This is a genomic window from Bradyrhizobium sp. USDA 4486 (assembly GCF_054057995.1).
Genome location: NZ_JBSRZV010000001.1, coordinates 1,994,354 through 2,007,082, shown reverse-complemented (window position 1 = coordinate 2,007,082; position 12,729 = coordinate 1,994,354). Strand labels below are relative to the sequence as shown.

The window sequence follows — 12,729 nt, the reverse complement described above, 5'->3', positions numbered from 1 at the left end:
GACTCATTACTCTGTTGGGAATTCTACATCGGACTCATCCTCGTGTTGGGCAAAACCTACCTCACCAAGCAGGCCTCGCTGCTGATGAAATACGCCAGAACCACCTCGGATTCTGAGCTCTCCGCCAAATTGATCAGCAAGGCCGCCGACCTGAAATCGCAAGCCGATCCGCTGCCCGACAAGGATCAGAGTCCCAAAGCGCCGGACGTCAGTCCGGACGAGCAGCCGGGGAGTTGACCGATGCTGGCCGTGGCGCTCGTCCTTCTCATCCTCGCCATGGCCATCCTCATACCGGTCTGTCTCGCCTTCCGGATCATGCCGCGGCGGATTTGACGTCAGTCTTTCACTGCAGTGCGGATCACACAGGATGAATCATCCTGCGCGACCGCCTTTTTGCCTCTGCGCCTGCACTCGGCTAGAACTCTCGCCGCCGATTTGCCCGAACGGGCGTAGCTGGAGTTTTCACCCGTGGCCCTGATGCCGGTTTCTGACGCGCTTGCCGCGGTGCTTGCCGGCGCAGAGCCGCTGCCTGAAGAGATGGTCGCCCTCGACCACGCCTTCCACCGCGTGCTCGCCCGCCACGTCGCTGCGCAGCGCACGCAGCCGCCGCAGGCGATGTCGGCGATGGATGGCTATGCGGTGCGCGCGGCCGATGCCGCGACAACCGAGTCCCAGCTCACCGTGATCGGCGAGGTCGCGGCGGGCCGGCCGTTTGCGGGATCGGTCGGTAGCGGCGAAGCCGTGCGGATCTTCACCGGCGGCGTCGTTCCCGATGGCGCCGATGCGGTCGTGATCCAGGAGGACACGGTCGTGGACGGCGGGCGCATCACCATCAAGGAAGCGGCAGTGACGGGACGGCACATCCGCCCGGCCGGCGTCGATTTCCGCGAGGGCGACGTGCTGCTGCGCGAGGGCATCCGGCTGACCGAGCGCGACCTTGCACTCGCCGCCGGCATGAATCACCCGCTTCTGCCCGTCCGCCGCCGCCCGAAAGTCGCGATCCTCGCCACCGGCGACGAGCTTGTGATGCCGGGCGCCACGCCTGGCCCCGGCCAGATCGTCTATTCCAATGGCTACGCCCTTCACGCGCTCGCGCGCAGCGAGGGGGCCGATACCGTCGATCTCGGTGTTGCCGCCGATACCCTGGACGCCACCACGGCGGGCATCCGCCGCGCCCGCGAGAGCGGCGCCGACATCCTGATCACCACCGGCGGCGCCTCGGTCGGCGACCACGATCTGGTCCAGCAGGCACTGACGGCCGAGGGGATCGCGATCACATTCTGGAAGATCGCGATGCGGCCCGGCAAGCCGATGATGCATGGACGCCTGGCGGCAATGCGCGTGATCGGGCTGCCCGGCAATCCCGTGTCATCCTATGTGTGTGCCTTCCTGTTCATGGTGCCGCTGATTCGCGCGCTGTCGGGCCGTTCCGTGATTCACCATCGCCGCGAACGGGCGGTGCTCGGCCGCGACGTCGGCGCCAACGACCAGCGTGAGGATTATCTGCGCGCACGGCTGGAGACGCGCGACGACGGCACGCTGATCGCCGTTCCCGTCAATCACCAGGATTCCTCACTGCTTGCGAATCTCGCTGCGGCACAGGCACTTCTGGTGCGCGCGCCGTTCGCGCCGAAGGCCGAAGCGGGCACGCCTTGCGAGGTGCTGCGCCTGCCGGTCTGAACGCGCCGGCTACACGCGTGGCGCGAACTTTGTCGCGTTCACGGTAAATTAAGCAGTTGCGGAACATGTATCGAACATATAGTGTCCGTTCATGATTTGTTTCGAGCATGTAGCGGCTTATCGCTGAATTCAGCGTCTCGGAATCGAACGACATCAACCGGGGGATTTTGGTCGAGATGTTAACGCGCAAACAATACGAGCTCCTGCGGTTCATCAGCGAGCGATTGAAGGAAAGCGGCGTGCCGCCCTCCTTCGACGAGATGAAGGACGCGCTCGATCTGCGCTCGAAGTCGGGCATCCATCGCCTGATCACCGCACTCGAGGAGCGCGGCTTCATCCGCCGCCTGCCCAATCGCGCCCGCGCCATCGAAGTCATCAAGCTGCCCGAGCTGCAGGCCGCGGCCGGCAACCGCCGCGGCTTCACGCCGAGCGTCATCGAAGGCAATCTCGGCAAGGTGAGGACGACGTCCAGCCCGCCCGCCGACGAGGGCGAGCGCCCCGTCGCCGTGCCGGTGATGGGCCGCATTGCGGCCGGCACGCCGATCGAGGCGTTGCAGACTCGCAGCCATACGATCAGCGTCCCGCCCGACATGCTCGGCTCGGGCGAGCATTACGCGCTCGAGGTGCGCGGCGATTCCATGGTGGAAGCCGGCATCCTCGACGGCGACATGGCGCTGATCCAGCGCAACGAGACCGCCGACACCGGCGACATCGTGGTGGCGCTGATCGACGACGAGGAAGCGACCTTGAAGCGCTTCCGCCGTCGTGGCGCCTCGATCGCGCTCGAGCCCGCCAATGCGGCCTATGAGGTGCGCATCCTGCCGCCGAACCGGGTCAAGATTCAGGGCAAGCTGATCGGGCTTTATCGGAAGTACTGATACCGCAAGTCCTGAGCGCGCTGTCCGCGCGCTCCGGTCGGCATCGCCATCAGAGATCGGAGCGGATGATTGTCCGCTCCCGCTGGATAGTCTTTCTGGTTTCGCTCAGATTATCCGGCCCCTGCTCCGACGCTACATCCTCGGCACGCCGCACCAAGCAGACCGCTTCGGGATGGCTTTTGAAGGTTCGAGGAGACGTCATGCGCAAGATCATCCTGAGCACGGTGGCCGCAGCGCTGATTGCGGGATCAACGTCGCAAGCCGTTGCTGCACCATCGCATCGCCATGTCCGCAAGGACACCGCCAAGGAAACGGTAGCGAGCGAGCAAGTCCGAAACGCGCGCAATGCGCTCACGCAGCCATCACAATCGGTCTGGCCATATTCCGGCTGGTCGGCGCCCGCCGGCCGCTGACACGCGCCCACCGAATGCGCGAAAGCAGGGTTTGTTCCTAGCGCCTTCGGGAAAGATAATGTGATCGCATGCTGCGGTGGCGAGCCGCAGATTTGCCTATAACCGCGCAGACGCTATGATGCTTCCACTCTGATAGAGGCCTGCGCCTCGTAAGACAGAGGCGCGGGTTGCTATCTCCGCATGAGGAGCACCCACGATGTGTGACTACAGCCTGCATGCCGTCGCATCGCGCCCTGCCGAAGTCGGCGAGACGATCGTGACGACAACTTTCCGCGGCACCTCGACGCGCGGCTTTGCCTCCGCGGCCGATCCAACAGTCGCGGTCTGCCTGCTGCCGGGAACGGAGCTCGCCTTCGCCGACAACGTCCGCTACGACAATCGCTGGATCTGGACGCGCACCGTCAACTCGCGCGTCGGCAAGTTCGGCAAGATCGATCCGCACATTCCCGATCGCCATCATGATGCGATCGAGTTCCCCGACGGCAAATACGTGCTGGTGACGCAACTCGTCGAAGGCCAGCAAGCAACTGTGCTGCAACTGCCCGTGACGCAGCCGCTTGGCGAGCGCGAGCACAAGCCGCAGGTCAGTGCCGAGAACCGGCCGGCAACTCCGCGTCTGCCGATCGGCTGACGCAGATATCCCGGGCCGACAGCCCGGGCCAGGAAGAGAGATCGCCATCGCCGGCCGTGGCCGGCGACGTGGTGTGGCTTGCGTCTCTCGACATCCGGGCGGACGAGGTCAGCCCACCGCCTTCCCGCCGCACGAAGTTTGCGCTGTCCTGCCTGAATTTTGACCGTCCGCTCCGCAAGTAAATGCCCGATGCTGTCTCGGCTGGTGTCTTGGCTGGCGTCTTGGCACGAGGCGGCGGGCACGTTCGATGAAGACCTTCATTCGCGTCGTTGAGCTCTGGGTACCGGACCGGACGCGCATGCGGCTGGAATTCGGCGGCGGCCTCTATGACGAGGGGCTGTCCGCGTTCAAGGCTGTGAGCGAGGATCTGAATTTCGGATATGACGAGGGACTTCCCGGCAAGGCCTGGGCGAGCGGCCACCCGGTGATTCTCACCAAATTCGCCAACTCCGATTTCAAGCGAACTGATGAGGCGCTGGCGGCGGGACTCACCTGTGGGGTCGCGGTGCCGGTATTTTCAGGCGAATTCCTGCAAGCCGTGATGGTGCTGTTCTGCGGCGACGACGAGGCGCATGTCGGCGCGATCGAGCTCTGGCACAATGATCCTGACGTCTCACACGAGATGGGACTCGTCGATGGCTACTATGGCACTGCCGACATGTTCGAGTTCAACTCCCGCCACACCAGGTTTCCGCGCGGCTTCGGCCTGCCCGGACGCACCTGGAAAGCGGGCCTGCCGCTGATCATCAAGGAACTGCACAACGCCAAGAGCTTTCTGCGCTGGGAGGATGCAGCCGAGATCGGCATCAATCTCGGCGTCGGCATCCCCTACCGAACCGGCACCGACCAGACCTGGGTGCTGACCTTCCTCTCCGCACAGGCATCGCCGATTGCGCGACGCTTCGAGATCTGGGTCCCGAACGAGACCCGCTCCGCGCTGGTCTTCCGCGACGGCGATTGCAGCGCGCAGACCGATCTTGCCGCGCTCTATGCCGAAAAGTCCATCACCAGGGGCGACGGCAGCATTGGCGGCGCCTGGGCCACCGGCATGCCCGCGATCAACGATGATCTCTCCCATGACCGCTCGACCTCGGCCGCGGCGGCACGCGCGGCCGGACTGAGCCGGATGGTGGCCCTGCCCGTCGTCGGCAAGTCCGGCCTCGACTCCGTGCTGGCTTGGTACCTGTAGCCGGTACGCTCAATCATCGGCCTGCAAGTCCGTCTCGGACGGGGTCGCGTTCCGGTTGCGGGGAGCAGCCGGCGGCGCAAGGCTCGCCCCGAAATCAGCCTCGCCCGCAATCGCCGGGGACCACGGCCGGTCGGCGCCTCTCGCCTTCACCGCCTGCACCGCGAATCCGTCGCCGCGACGTGTCAGCGCCAGCGCGCCCTGCGCCGCGAGCCTCTGCCGGTCGACCACCATCGCAGCGCAATCCGGCGGCGCTGGCCTTGCCGTGACCACCAGTGCAGCGCGACTGCAATCATCAGCCAGTGCATCGATCCGCAAGGACAGCGCGACCAGCCGCCCATCGGCGAGCGGCGTGAGGCAGCCGGCCTCGTCGCATGACACGCCGTCGGCCAGTGCGGCACTGCCACCATCGCGCGCATCGGCATCGGCGGCGAGCCACTCCTTGAGCAGAAAACCGTCCTTGCTGGCCCTGATCAGATGCAGGTGGCCGTCCCTGCCACGCACAGCGATACTCTGGCCGTCCCCGGCAATCAAAACGTCGGGTTGGCGCACCGACAGCCCCCAGAGCATCGCCACCAGCAGCACCACGGCGCCGGACCAGCGCAGCGGCGTCCGCAACAAGCCCATCACGATGACCCCGAGGCTCGCCGCGATCAGCGGGCCTATGCCGAATGCCGGGATGCGGCCGACAGCGCCTGGCAATCCCGCTACCCAGCGCGAGACCGCGATCATCCAATCGATACCGATCCCCATCAGCCACCAGAACACGCCGTCGAGCCCGAACGGTGCCGCAAGCAGGCCCAACAGCCCAGCCGGCATGACCAGCGCCGAGACCACCGGCATCGCGCCGAGATTGGCGAGCACACCGAACGGCGTGACGCGGTGGAAGTGAAAGGCGGCGTAGGGCGTGGTCGCAAGCCCCGCGATCAGCGAGGCCAGGAACAGCATCGCGATCTCGCGTCCGCCCCACAGCGCGATGCGCGCGGTCGTGGAATGATCGGGCGAGGCAAACAGGTTCGGCATGCCGATCTGCACCAGCGCGACAAGTCCGAGCGTCGCAGCAAAGGACATCTGGAAGCTCGGATGCACAAGCGCTTCCGGCGCGACCGCAAGCACGATCATCGCCGCCACGGCCAGCGTGCGGAAGGTGATGGCGCGCCGGTCGACCATCACAGCGATCAGCACCACCGCCGTCATGAAGAACGATCTTTGCGTCGCGACTTCCGCGCCCGACAGCAGCAGATAGAACGCCGCAGCGACCAGCGCCGCGGCGGCCGACCATTTCTTGATGGGGAAGCCGGCCGCCAACCCCGGAATCAAGGCCAGCAGCGCGCGCACCGCGAAGAACACGACACCTGCGACGACGGCCATGTGGTAGCCGGAGATCGACAGCACATGACCAAGGCCCGAGATGAACATGGCGTCGTTGACGGGCGTCGTGATCGCATCGCGCCGACCGGTGAGCAGCGCGGTCGCGATGGCGCGATCGTCGCCTTCGAGCGTTGAGCGGATGCGCGCGTCGATCGCATCGCGCAAGCCCTGCATGAACGCGGCGTAGCGCAGCCGCAGGCCGCCGGTATCGGGCGGCACCGACGCCGTGATCGCGCCCATCACGAAGCCGGACGCGCCAATACCCTGGAAGAACATGTCGCGCGAGAAATCGTAGCTGCCGGGTCGCACCGGCGAGATCGGCGGCAACAATCGCGCCTTCAGCTGCACGAAGCTGCCGACCTCGGGCGCAGTCCCTTTGCGCACCGACAGGCGCACGCGCTCGAGCTTGACGTCGCTGCGCTGCGCCTCCATCGCGGTGACGCGAAGGACAAAACGATCGGTGCGCTCGCGGATGTCGCGGGTCTCGACGAAGCCCGACAGCGATACCGAATAGAGCGGCTTTGCCAGTACGGTGTGCGAAATGCGCGCCGTCTTCCAGGTCGCCACGGCAAGGCCGGCCGCGACGGCAGCGATCAGAAGCGCAGGCGCGAACCACCGGCTCCGTCGCAACAGAACCGCGCCAGACATGAGCGCGACCGCGGTGGCGGCAACGACCCACAGCACCGGCTCATGATCGGCCGCGAAGTACAACGCGATGCCGCCGCCGAATGCGACAGGGACCCACGGCAACAGCCGCCCTGCGCCGGTTTCAGCGTGCGCCCATTCGCGGAGCGTCTCGACGGTCGCGGGCCAAAGGCCGGAGCCCACCGGCGCAAAGCCGTCAGCCGCGACGGTTCGGCCCGTCGGCCAAGTTCCCGCAATCCCTTGCGAGACACGCTGCGGCCGGCCCGGCTCTGCCATTCCCTAGCACCCTGCGATACGCGACGGGTGCCGAGGCTACCGGAACGTGCAGGCGGACGAATAGCGGTACGGATCGGGAACGAAGGGGACGCCGCCCTACTTTTCCTCTTCCATCGTCACGGCGACATCCGCTTTCGCCGAGAGGCGGACCTTGTTGCCCTCGACGTCGGCGACGAGACCCTTATCGATGAAATGATGATGGCCCTTGTGGCTGCCCTCACCGCTGTCCTTCTTGGTCAGCTTGATGCGATTGCCCTCGACCCGGTCGACGGTGCCGACATGGACGCCATCGGCGCCAATGACTTCCATATGCTCTGCGATGTTCTGCATGGCGGGATCCTTGTTGGATCCCGGCCAACGCGCTCGCCCGACGTTCGTTTCCATCGCCGGAATGACGATCCCGTGTGCGTCCGCTAGATCAGCGGCACTTGCGACGAGGCGTGGTGATTGACGATCTTCCAGTCGCCGTCCTCTCGCGTGATGACCCAGCTCATCTTGATGACGAGATCGTCTCGCTCGCCCGCGAGGTCGAACGCGATGGTGGCCGCCATGTTGATCAGGTCAGGGCCGGCCTGCGCCGCGTTCACCTCGGAAAAGGTCGCGTTCGGCTTTGCGCCAGCGCGGCAGGCCGTTGAAGTAATCGGCGACGCCGTCCCTCCCCCGATAGAGCTTTGGGTTGGAGCCGAAGAAGAACGCGTTCCTCGCATAGAGCGACGACGGCGCGGCAGCATCGAGCTTTGCGAAGCGGGCGCACCATTTCGCGATGATGGCGGAAACGATGGCGTCAGCTTCGCTGCTCATCTCGGCTCCTCAGCCTTTGGCGACTTCCTTCGCGAACGTATCGCGCAGGCCAATGGTGCGCGAAAACACCGGCTTGCCCGGCGTCGAGTCCTTGTCGCGCACGAAATAGCCCTGGCGCTCGAACTGCATCGGCTCCATCGAATTGGTCTCCGCAACGGAAGCCTCGACCCGCGCATCGGACAGGATCTCCAGCGAGTTCGGATTGAGATCGGCCGCGAAATTCGAGGCGTCGGGGCTCGGGTTGGCGAACAGCTGGTTGTAGATGCGGATCTCTGCCGGCTTCGACGTCGCCGCCGGCAGCCAGTGCATGGTCGCCTTGACCTTGCGACCGTCGGGGGCATTGCCGCCTTTGGTCGCGGGGTCGTAGCTGCAGCGCAGCTCCACCACCTCGCCCTTATCGTTCTTGATCACACCGGTGCACTTGATGAAATAGGCATAGCGCAGCCGCACCTCGTTGCCCGGCGACAGTCGGAAGAACTTCTTCGGCGGGTTCTCCATGAAGTCGTCCTGCTCGATATAGAGCTCGCGGCCAAACGTGATCTTCCGCGTACCGGCGCTAGCGTCGTCCGGGTGGTTGATCGCCTCGAGCTCCTCGGTCTGCCCTTCCGGGTAGTTCTCGATCACGACCTTGAGCGGCCTCAAGACTGCCATGCGCCGCTGCGCCGTGCGATTCAGCTCCTCGCGGATGCAGAACTCGAGCATGCCGACGTCGACCACGCTGTTCGCTTTCGCCACACCGATGCGCTTGACGAATTGGCGCAGCGCGGCCGGTGGCACGCCGCGGCGGCGCATCCCCGCCATAGTCGGCATGCGCGGATCGTCCCAGCCCGCGACATGACCGTCGCGGACGAGCTGGGTCAGCACGCGCTTTGACAGCAGCGTGTAGGTCAGGTTGAGGCGCGCGAACTCGTACTGATGCGGCTCGGACGGCACCGGCAGCTTCTCGATGAACCAGTCATAGAGCGGCCGGTGGTCCTCGAACTCCAGCGTGCAGATCGAATGCGTGATGCCTTCAATGGCGTCCGACTGGCCGTGGGCATAATCGTAGCTCGGATAGATGCACCACGTGTTGCCGGTGCGCGGATGGTGCGCGTGCAGAATGCGGTACAGCACGGGATCGCGCAGGTTGATGTTGCCCGCGGCCATGTCGATCTTGGCCCGCAAAACCCGCGCGCCGTTGGGGAATTCGCCGGCCTTCATGCGGCGGAACAGGTCGAGATTCTCCTCGACCGAGCGGTCGCGGAACGGCGAGTTCTTGCCGGGCTCGGTCAGCGTGCCGCGCGAGAGGCGGATCTCCTCCTGGGTCTGGTCGTCAACATAGGCAAGCCCGTCGCGGATCAGCTGCTCCGCCCATTCGTACAGGCGGTCGAAATAGTCCGAGGCGAAGAACAGGTTCTTGCCCCAGTCGAAGCCGAGCCAGCGCACATCGGCCTGGATGGAATCGATATATTCCTGCTCTTCCTTGACCGGGTTGGTATCGTCGAAGCGCAGATGGCACCGGCCCGGAAACTCCTGGGCGATGCCGAAGTTAAGTGCGATCGACTTGGCGTGGCCGATATGCAGGTAGCCGTTCGGCTCCGGCGGGAACCGGGTCACGATCTCCTTGTACTTGCCCTGATCGAGGTCGGCCTGGATGATGTCACGAATGAAATCGCGCCCAACCTCGCCTGCCACCGGTTCTGTCATTACGAAAATCCTGTAGGGAAATCAGCGGTCCTTCTGCCAAATTCGCGTGGCCGCGCCAAGGGCTTAAGTACGGCTTTAAGCCGTCCGCCGTCGGGCTTTAGTTATGCTCCGGTCCTGCTATACACCACCGCCTCCAATGCATAGGCCCTGCCAAGAATGACCGATCCCGTCGTCACCCGCTTCGCTCCGTCTCCGACCGGCTTCCTCCATATCGGGGGTGCCCGCACCGCGCTGTTCAACTGGCTCTATGCGAAGAAGCACGGCGGCAAGATGCTGCTCCGGATCGAGGACACCGACCGGGAGCGCTCCACGGAAGCTGCGATCGGCGCCATCCTGGACGGCTTGAGATGGCTCGAGCTCGGCTGGGATGGCGAGGTCATCTACCAGTTCAGCCGTGCCGCCCGTCACCGCGAGGTCGCCGAGCAGCTGCTTGCCGACGGCAAGGCCTACCGCTGCTACGCCACCGCCGAGCAGCTCGCCGCCATGCGCGAGAAGGCGCGAGCTGAGGGCCGCACCCGCCTCTATGACGGCATGTGGCGCGACCGCGATCCGGCAACGGCGCCCTCCGACGTCAAGCCGACCATCCGCCTGCGCGCCCCGCAGACCGGCGAGACCGTGATCGAGGACCAGGTCCAGGGCCGCGTGGTCTGGCAGAACGAGAACCTCGACGACCTCGTGCTGCTGCGTGGCGATGGCAACCCGACTTACATGCTCGCCGTAGTGGTGGACGACCACGACATGGGCGTCACCCATGTCATCCGCGGCGACGATCATCTGATCAACGCCGCCCGCCAGAAGCAGATCTACGATGCGATGGGCTGGGCGCTGCCGAGCATGTCCCACATCCCGCTGATCCACGGCCCGGACGGCTCAAAACTCTCCAAGCGGCACGGCGCGCTCGGCGTCGATGCCTACCGCGCCATGGGGTACCTTCCGGCCGCGCTCCGCAACTACCTCGTCCGGCTCGGCTGGAGCCATGGCGACCAGGAGATCTTCTCGACCGAGGAGATGATCGCCGCGTTCGATCTTGCCAGCGTCGGCCGCGCCGCTGCCCGGTTCGATTTCGCCAAGCTGGAAAGCCTCAACGGCCACTACATCCGCAACGCCGACGATCAATCACTCGTGAAGATGTTCGGGGACGTCCTCGATCACGTCGTGCCAGCCCGCGAGGATATCAAGGCGAAGTTGAACGACACCACGCGGGCGCAGCTGCTCAAGGCCATGCCGGCCCTGAAGGAGCGCGCCAAGACGCTGATCGAGCTGATCGACGGCGCCTATTTCATCTTCGCCGACCGGCCGCTGCAGCTCGATCCCAAGGCGGCCGCTCTGCTGACGGACGAGAACCGCAAGCTGATCGGCCAGCTTCATTCCGCACTGGAGAAAGTTGACGCCTGGAGCAGCGCCACCACCGAAGCCGCGCTGCGCGCCTTTGCCGAGGAAAAAAGTCTTAAGCTCGGCGCGGTCGCCCAACCGCTGCGAGCGGCGCTGACCGGACGGACGACCTCGCCTGGTATATTTGAGGTTTTGGACGTGCTGGGACGCCAGGAAAGCCTGGGGCGGCTTAAGGATCAGTCCAAGGACTAGACTAAGACGTAAGTAGGCCATGGCTGCCATGATCTTGCAGCGCACACAGCAATAATATACCCATCTCCCCCGTACATTCTGGAATATCCGGCCTGCCCCACCACCTCATCGGGGCCTTCCGGGTCCGGCCCGTTTCACCATACATCGGGGACCTCTGATGGACGCAAAACCAAGCAACAAGACCGCCACGCTGACGGTCGGAAACAAGAATTACGATCTTCCGATTCACAGCGGCAGCGTCGGGCCTGATGTCATCGATATCGGCAAGCTCTACGGCCAGTCCGGCCTGTTCACCTACGATCCGGGCTTCACCTCGACCGCGAGCTGCCAGTCCAAGATCACCTATATCGACGGCGACGCCGGCGTGCTGGAATACCGCGGCTATCCGATCGAACAGCTCGCCGAGCACGGCGACTTCCTGGAGACCTGCTATCTCCTGCTGTACGGGGATCTGCCGACCGCCGCGCAGAAGAAGGATTTCGATTATCGCGTGACCCATCACACGATGGTGCACGAGCAGATGGCCCGGTTCTTCCAGGGCTTCCGCCGCGACGCCCACCCGATGGCGATCATGGTGGCCGCCGTCGGCGCGCTGGCAGCGTTCTATCACGATAGCACCGACATCAACGATCCGAAGCAGCGCATGATCGCGTCCATGCGCATGATCGCGAAGATCCCGACGCTGGCGGCGATGGCCTACAAGTACACGGTCGGCCAGCCCTTCGTGTATCCGAAGAACTCGCTCTCCTTCGCCGAGAACTTCCTCAACATGTGCTTCGCCGTGCCGTGCGAGGAGTACAAGATCAATCCGGTGCTCGCTGACGCGCTGGACAAGATCTTCATCCTGCATGCCGATCACGAGCAGAACGCCTCGACGTCGACCGTGCGTATCGCCGGCTCCTCGGGCGCCAACCCGTTCGCCTGCATCGCGGCCGGCATCGCCTGCCTCTGGGGCCCGGCACATGGCGGCGCCAACGAAGCCGCGCTCGCGATGCTCTCCGAGATCGGCACCGTGGACAAGATCCCCGAATTCATCGCCAAGGTGAAGGACAAGAACTCCGAAGTCCGCCTGATGGGCTTCGGACATCGCGTCTACAAGAACTACGATCCGCGCGCCAAGATCATGCAGAAGATGTGTCACGCCGTGCTCAAGGAGACCGGCCATGGCGACGATCCGATGCTGAAGGTGGCGATGGAGCTCGAGAAGATCGCGCTTAGCGACCAGTATTTCATCGACCGCAAGCTGTACCCGAACGTCGACTTCTATTCGGGCATCACGCTGAAGGCGATGGGCTTCCCGGTCTCGATGTTCACCGTGCTGTTCGCGGTCGCCCGCACCGTCGGCTGGATCAGCCAGTGGAGCGAGATGATCGAGGATCCGCAGCAGAAGATCGGCCGTCCGCGCCAACTCTACACCGGCGTCACCCGCCGCGACTACGTCGCGATCAAGGATCGCAAGTAAGACCTGAGCCGACGGGGCTCTCAGAACGGCGCCATCTCACGATGGCGCCGTTTTTGTTTGGCGCCGAAAAACCGGCAACGATCGTCTCACCGGCATCATTTCATACGGCGGCTTCC

11 protein-coding genes and 1 pseudogene are annotated in these 12,729 nt (G+C 64.7%); 8 read left to right on the top strand and 4 right to left on the bottom strand.

Annotation, left to right across the window (positions count from 1 at the left end):
- Positions 1 to 42: 42 nt before the first annotated feature.
- The 6 genes from ACVWY3_RS09835 (at position 43) to ACVWY3_RS09810 (ending at position 4,791) form a co-directional block, all read left to right on the top strand.
- Positions 43 to 237 (top strand): hypothetical protein, encoded by a 195-nt coding sequence (locus ACVWY3_RS09835; protein ID WP_027559400.1) that lies wholly within the window; start codon positions 43 to 45, stop codon positions 235 to 237.
- A 231-nt stretch (positions 238 to 468) separates the two neighbouring features.
- Positions 469 to 1,680: a molybdopterin molybdotransferase MoeA gene (locus ACVWY3_RS09830; protein ID WP_456838263.1), complete on the top strand. Its 1,212-nt coding sequence runs from the start codon at positions 469 to 471 to the stop codon at positions 1,678 to 1,680.
- A 176-nt stretch (positions 1,681 to 1,856) separates the two neighbouring features.
- Positions 1,857 to 2,558 carry a transcriptional repressor LexA gene (gene lexA / locus ACVWY3_RS09825; protein ID WP_456838262.1) on the top strand — a complete coding sequence of 234 codons (702 nt, stop codon included), beginning with the start codon at positions 1,857 to 1,859 and terminating at the stop codon, positions 2,556 to 2,558.
- 200 nt (positions 2,559 to 2,758) lie between these two features.
- Positions 2,759 to 2,971: a hypothetical protein gene (locus ACVWY3_RS09820; protein WP_456838261.1), complete on the top strand. Its 213-nt coding sequence runs from the start codon at positions 2,759 to 2,761 to the stop codon at positions 2,969 to 2,971.
- Positions 2,972 to 3,167: 196 nt separating this feature from the next.
- The gene (locus ACVWY3_RS09815; RefSeq protein WP_456838260.1) at positions 3,168 to 3,602 is read left to right on the top strand and encodes a hypothetical protein; all 435 of its coding nucleotides are present in this window, start codon (positions 3,168 to 3,170) and stop codon (positions 3,600 to 3,602) included.
- A 247-nt stretch (positions 3,603 to 3,849) separates the two neighbouring features.
- Positions 3,850 to 4,791, top strand: a complete 942-nt coding sequence (locus tag ACVWY3_RS09810) for a GAF domain-containing protein (RefSeq protein WP_456838259.1) — start codon at positions 3,850 to 3,852, stop codon at positions 4,789 to 4,791.
- Between the two features lie 9 nt (positions 4,792 to 4,800).
- On the opposite strand, the gene ACVWY3_RS09805 is transcribed toward ACVWY3_RS09810, so the two are convergent.
- From ACVWY3_RS09805 to ACVWY3_RS09790, 4 genes and pseudogenes are all read right to left on the bottom strand, one after another.
- On the bottom strand, positions 4,801 to 7,080 hold the full coding sequence (locus ACVWY3_RS09805; protein ID WP_456838258.1) for a ComEC/Rec2 family competence protein: 2,280 nt from the start codon (positions 7,078 to 7,080) through the stop codon (positions 4,801 to 4,803).
- 96 nt (positions 7,081 to 7,176) lie between these two features.
- A complete protein-coding gene (locus ACVWY3_RS09800) occupies positions 7,177 to 7,410 on the bottom strand; it encodes a DUF2171 domain-containing protein (RefSeq protein WP_128925944.1) in 234 nt (77 codons plus the stop codon).
- 83 nt (positions 7,411 to 7,493) lie between these two features.
- A pseudogene (locus ACVWY3_RS09795) lies at positions 7,494 to 7,881 on the bottom strand (nuclear transport factor 2 family protein).
- 9 nt (positions 7,882 to 7,890) lie between these two features.
- Positions 7,891 to 9,567, bottom strand: a complete 1,677-nt coding sequence (locus ACVWY3_RS09790) for a glutamine--tRNA ligase/YqeY domain fusion protein (RefSeq protein WP_456838257.1) — start codon at positions 9,565 to 9,567, stop codon at positions 7,891 to 7,893.
- Between the two features lie 156 nt (positions 9,568 to 9,723).
- On the opposite strand from ACVWY3_RS09790, the gene gltX reads away from it, so the two are divergent.
- Both gltX and gltA read left to right on the top strand, forming a co-directional pair.
- A complete protein-coding gene (gltX, locus tag ACVWY3_RS09785) occupies positions 9,724 to 11,151 on the top strand; it encodes a glutamate--tRNA ligase (protein WP_456838256.1) in 1,428 nt (475 codons plus the stop codon).
- Positions 11,152 to 11,308: 157 nt separating this feature from the next.
- Positions 11,309 to 12,613: a citrate synthase gene (gltA, locus tag ACVWY3_RS09780; RefSeq protein WP_456838255.1), complete on the top strand. Its 1,305-nt coding sequence runs from the start codon at positions 11,309 to 11,311 to the stop codon at positions 12,611 to 12,613.
- Positions 12,614 to 12,729: the final 116 nt, after the last annotated feature.

Excerpts from the sequence above, each read along its gene's own strand:
- lexA (WP_456838262.1), top strand. The coding sequence starts at position 1,857 with ATGTTAACGCGCAAACAATACGAGCTCCTGCGGTTCATCAGCGAGCGA.
- ACVWY3_RS09820 (WP_456838261.1), top strand. The coding sequence starts at position 2,759 with ATGCGCAAGATCATCCTGAGCACGGTGGCCGCAGCGCTGATTGCGGGA.
- ACVWY3_RS09815 (WP_456838260.1), top strand. The coding sequence starts at position 3,168 with ATGTGTGACTACAGCCTGCATGCCGTCGCATCGCGCCCTGCCGAAGTC.
- ACVWY3_RS09810 (WP_456838259.1), top strand. The coding sequence starts at position 3,850 with ATGAAGACCTTCATTCGCGTCGTTGAGCTCTGGGTACCGGACCGGACG.
- ACVWY3_RS09805 (WP_456838258.1), bottom strand. The coding sequence starts at position 7,080 with ATGGCAGAGCCGGGCCGGCCGCAGCGTGTCTCGCAAGGGATTGCGGGA.
- ACVWY3_RS09800 (WP_128925944.1), bottom strand. The coding sequence starts at position 7,410 with ATGCAGAACATCGCAGAGCATATGGAAGTCATTGGCGCCGATGGCGTC.
- ACVWY3_RS09790 (WP_456838257.1), bottom strand. The coding sequence starts at position 9,567 with ATGACAGAACCGGTGGCAGGCGAGGTTGGGCGCGATTTCATTCGTGAC.
- gltX (WP_456838256.1), top strand. The coding sequence starts at position 9,724 with ATGACCGATCCCGTCGTCACCCGCTTCGCTCCGTCTCCGACCGGCTTC.
- gltA (WP_456838255.1), top strand. The coding sequence starts at position 11,309 with ATGGACGCAAAACCAAGCAACAAGACCGCCACGCTGACGGTCGGAAAC.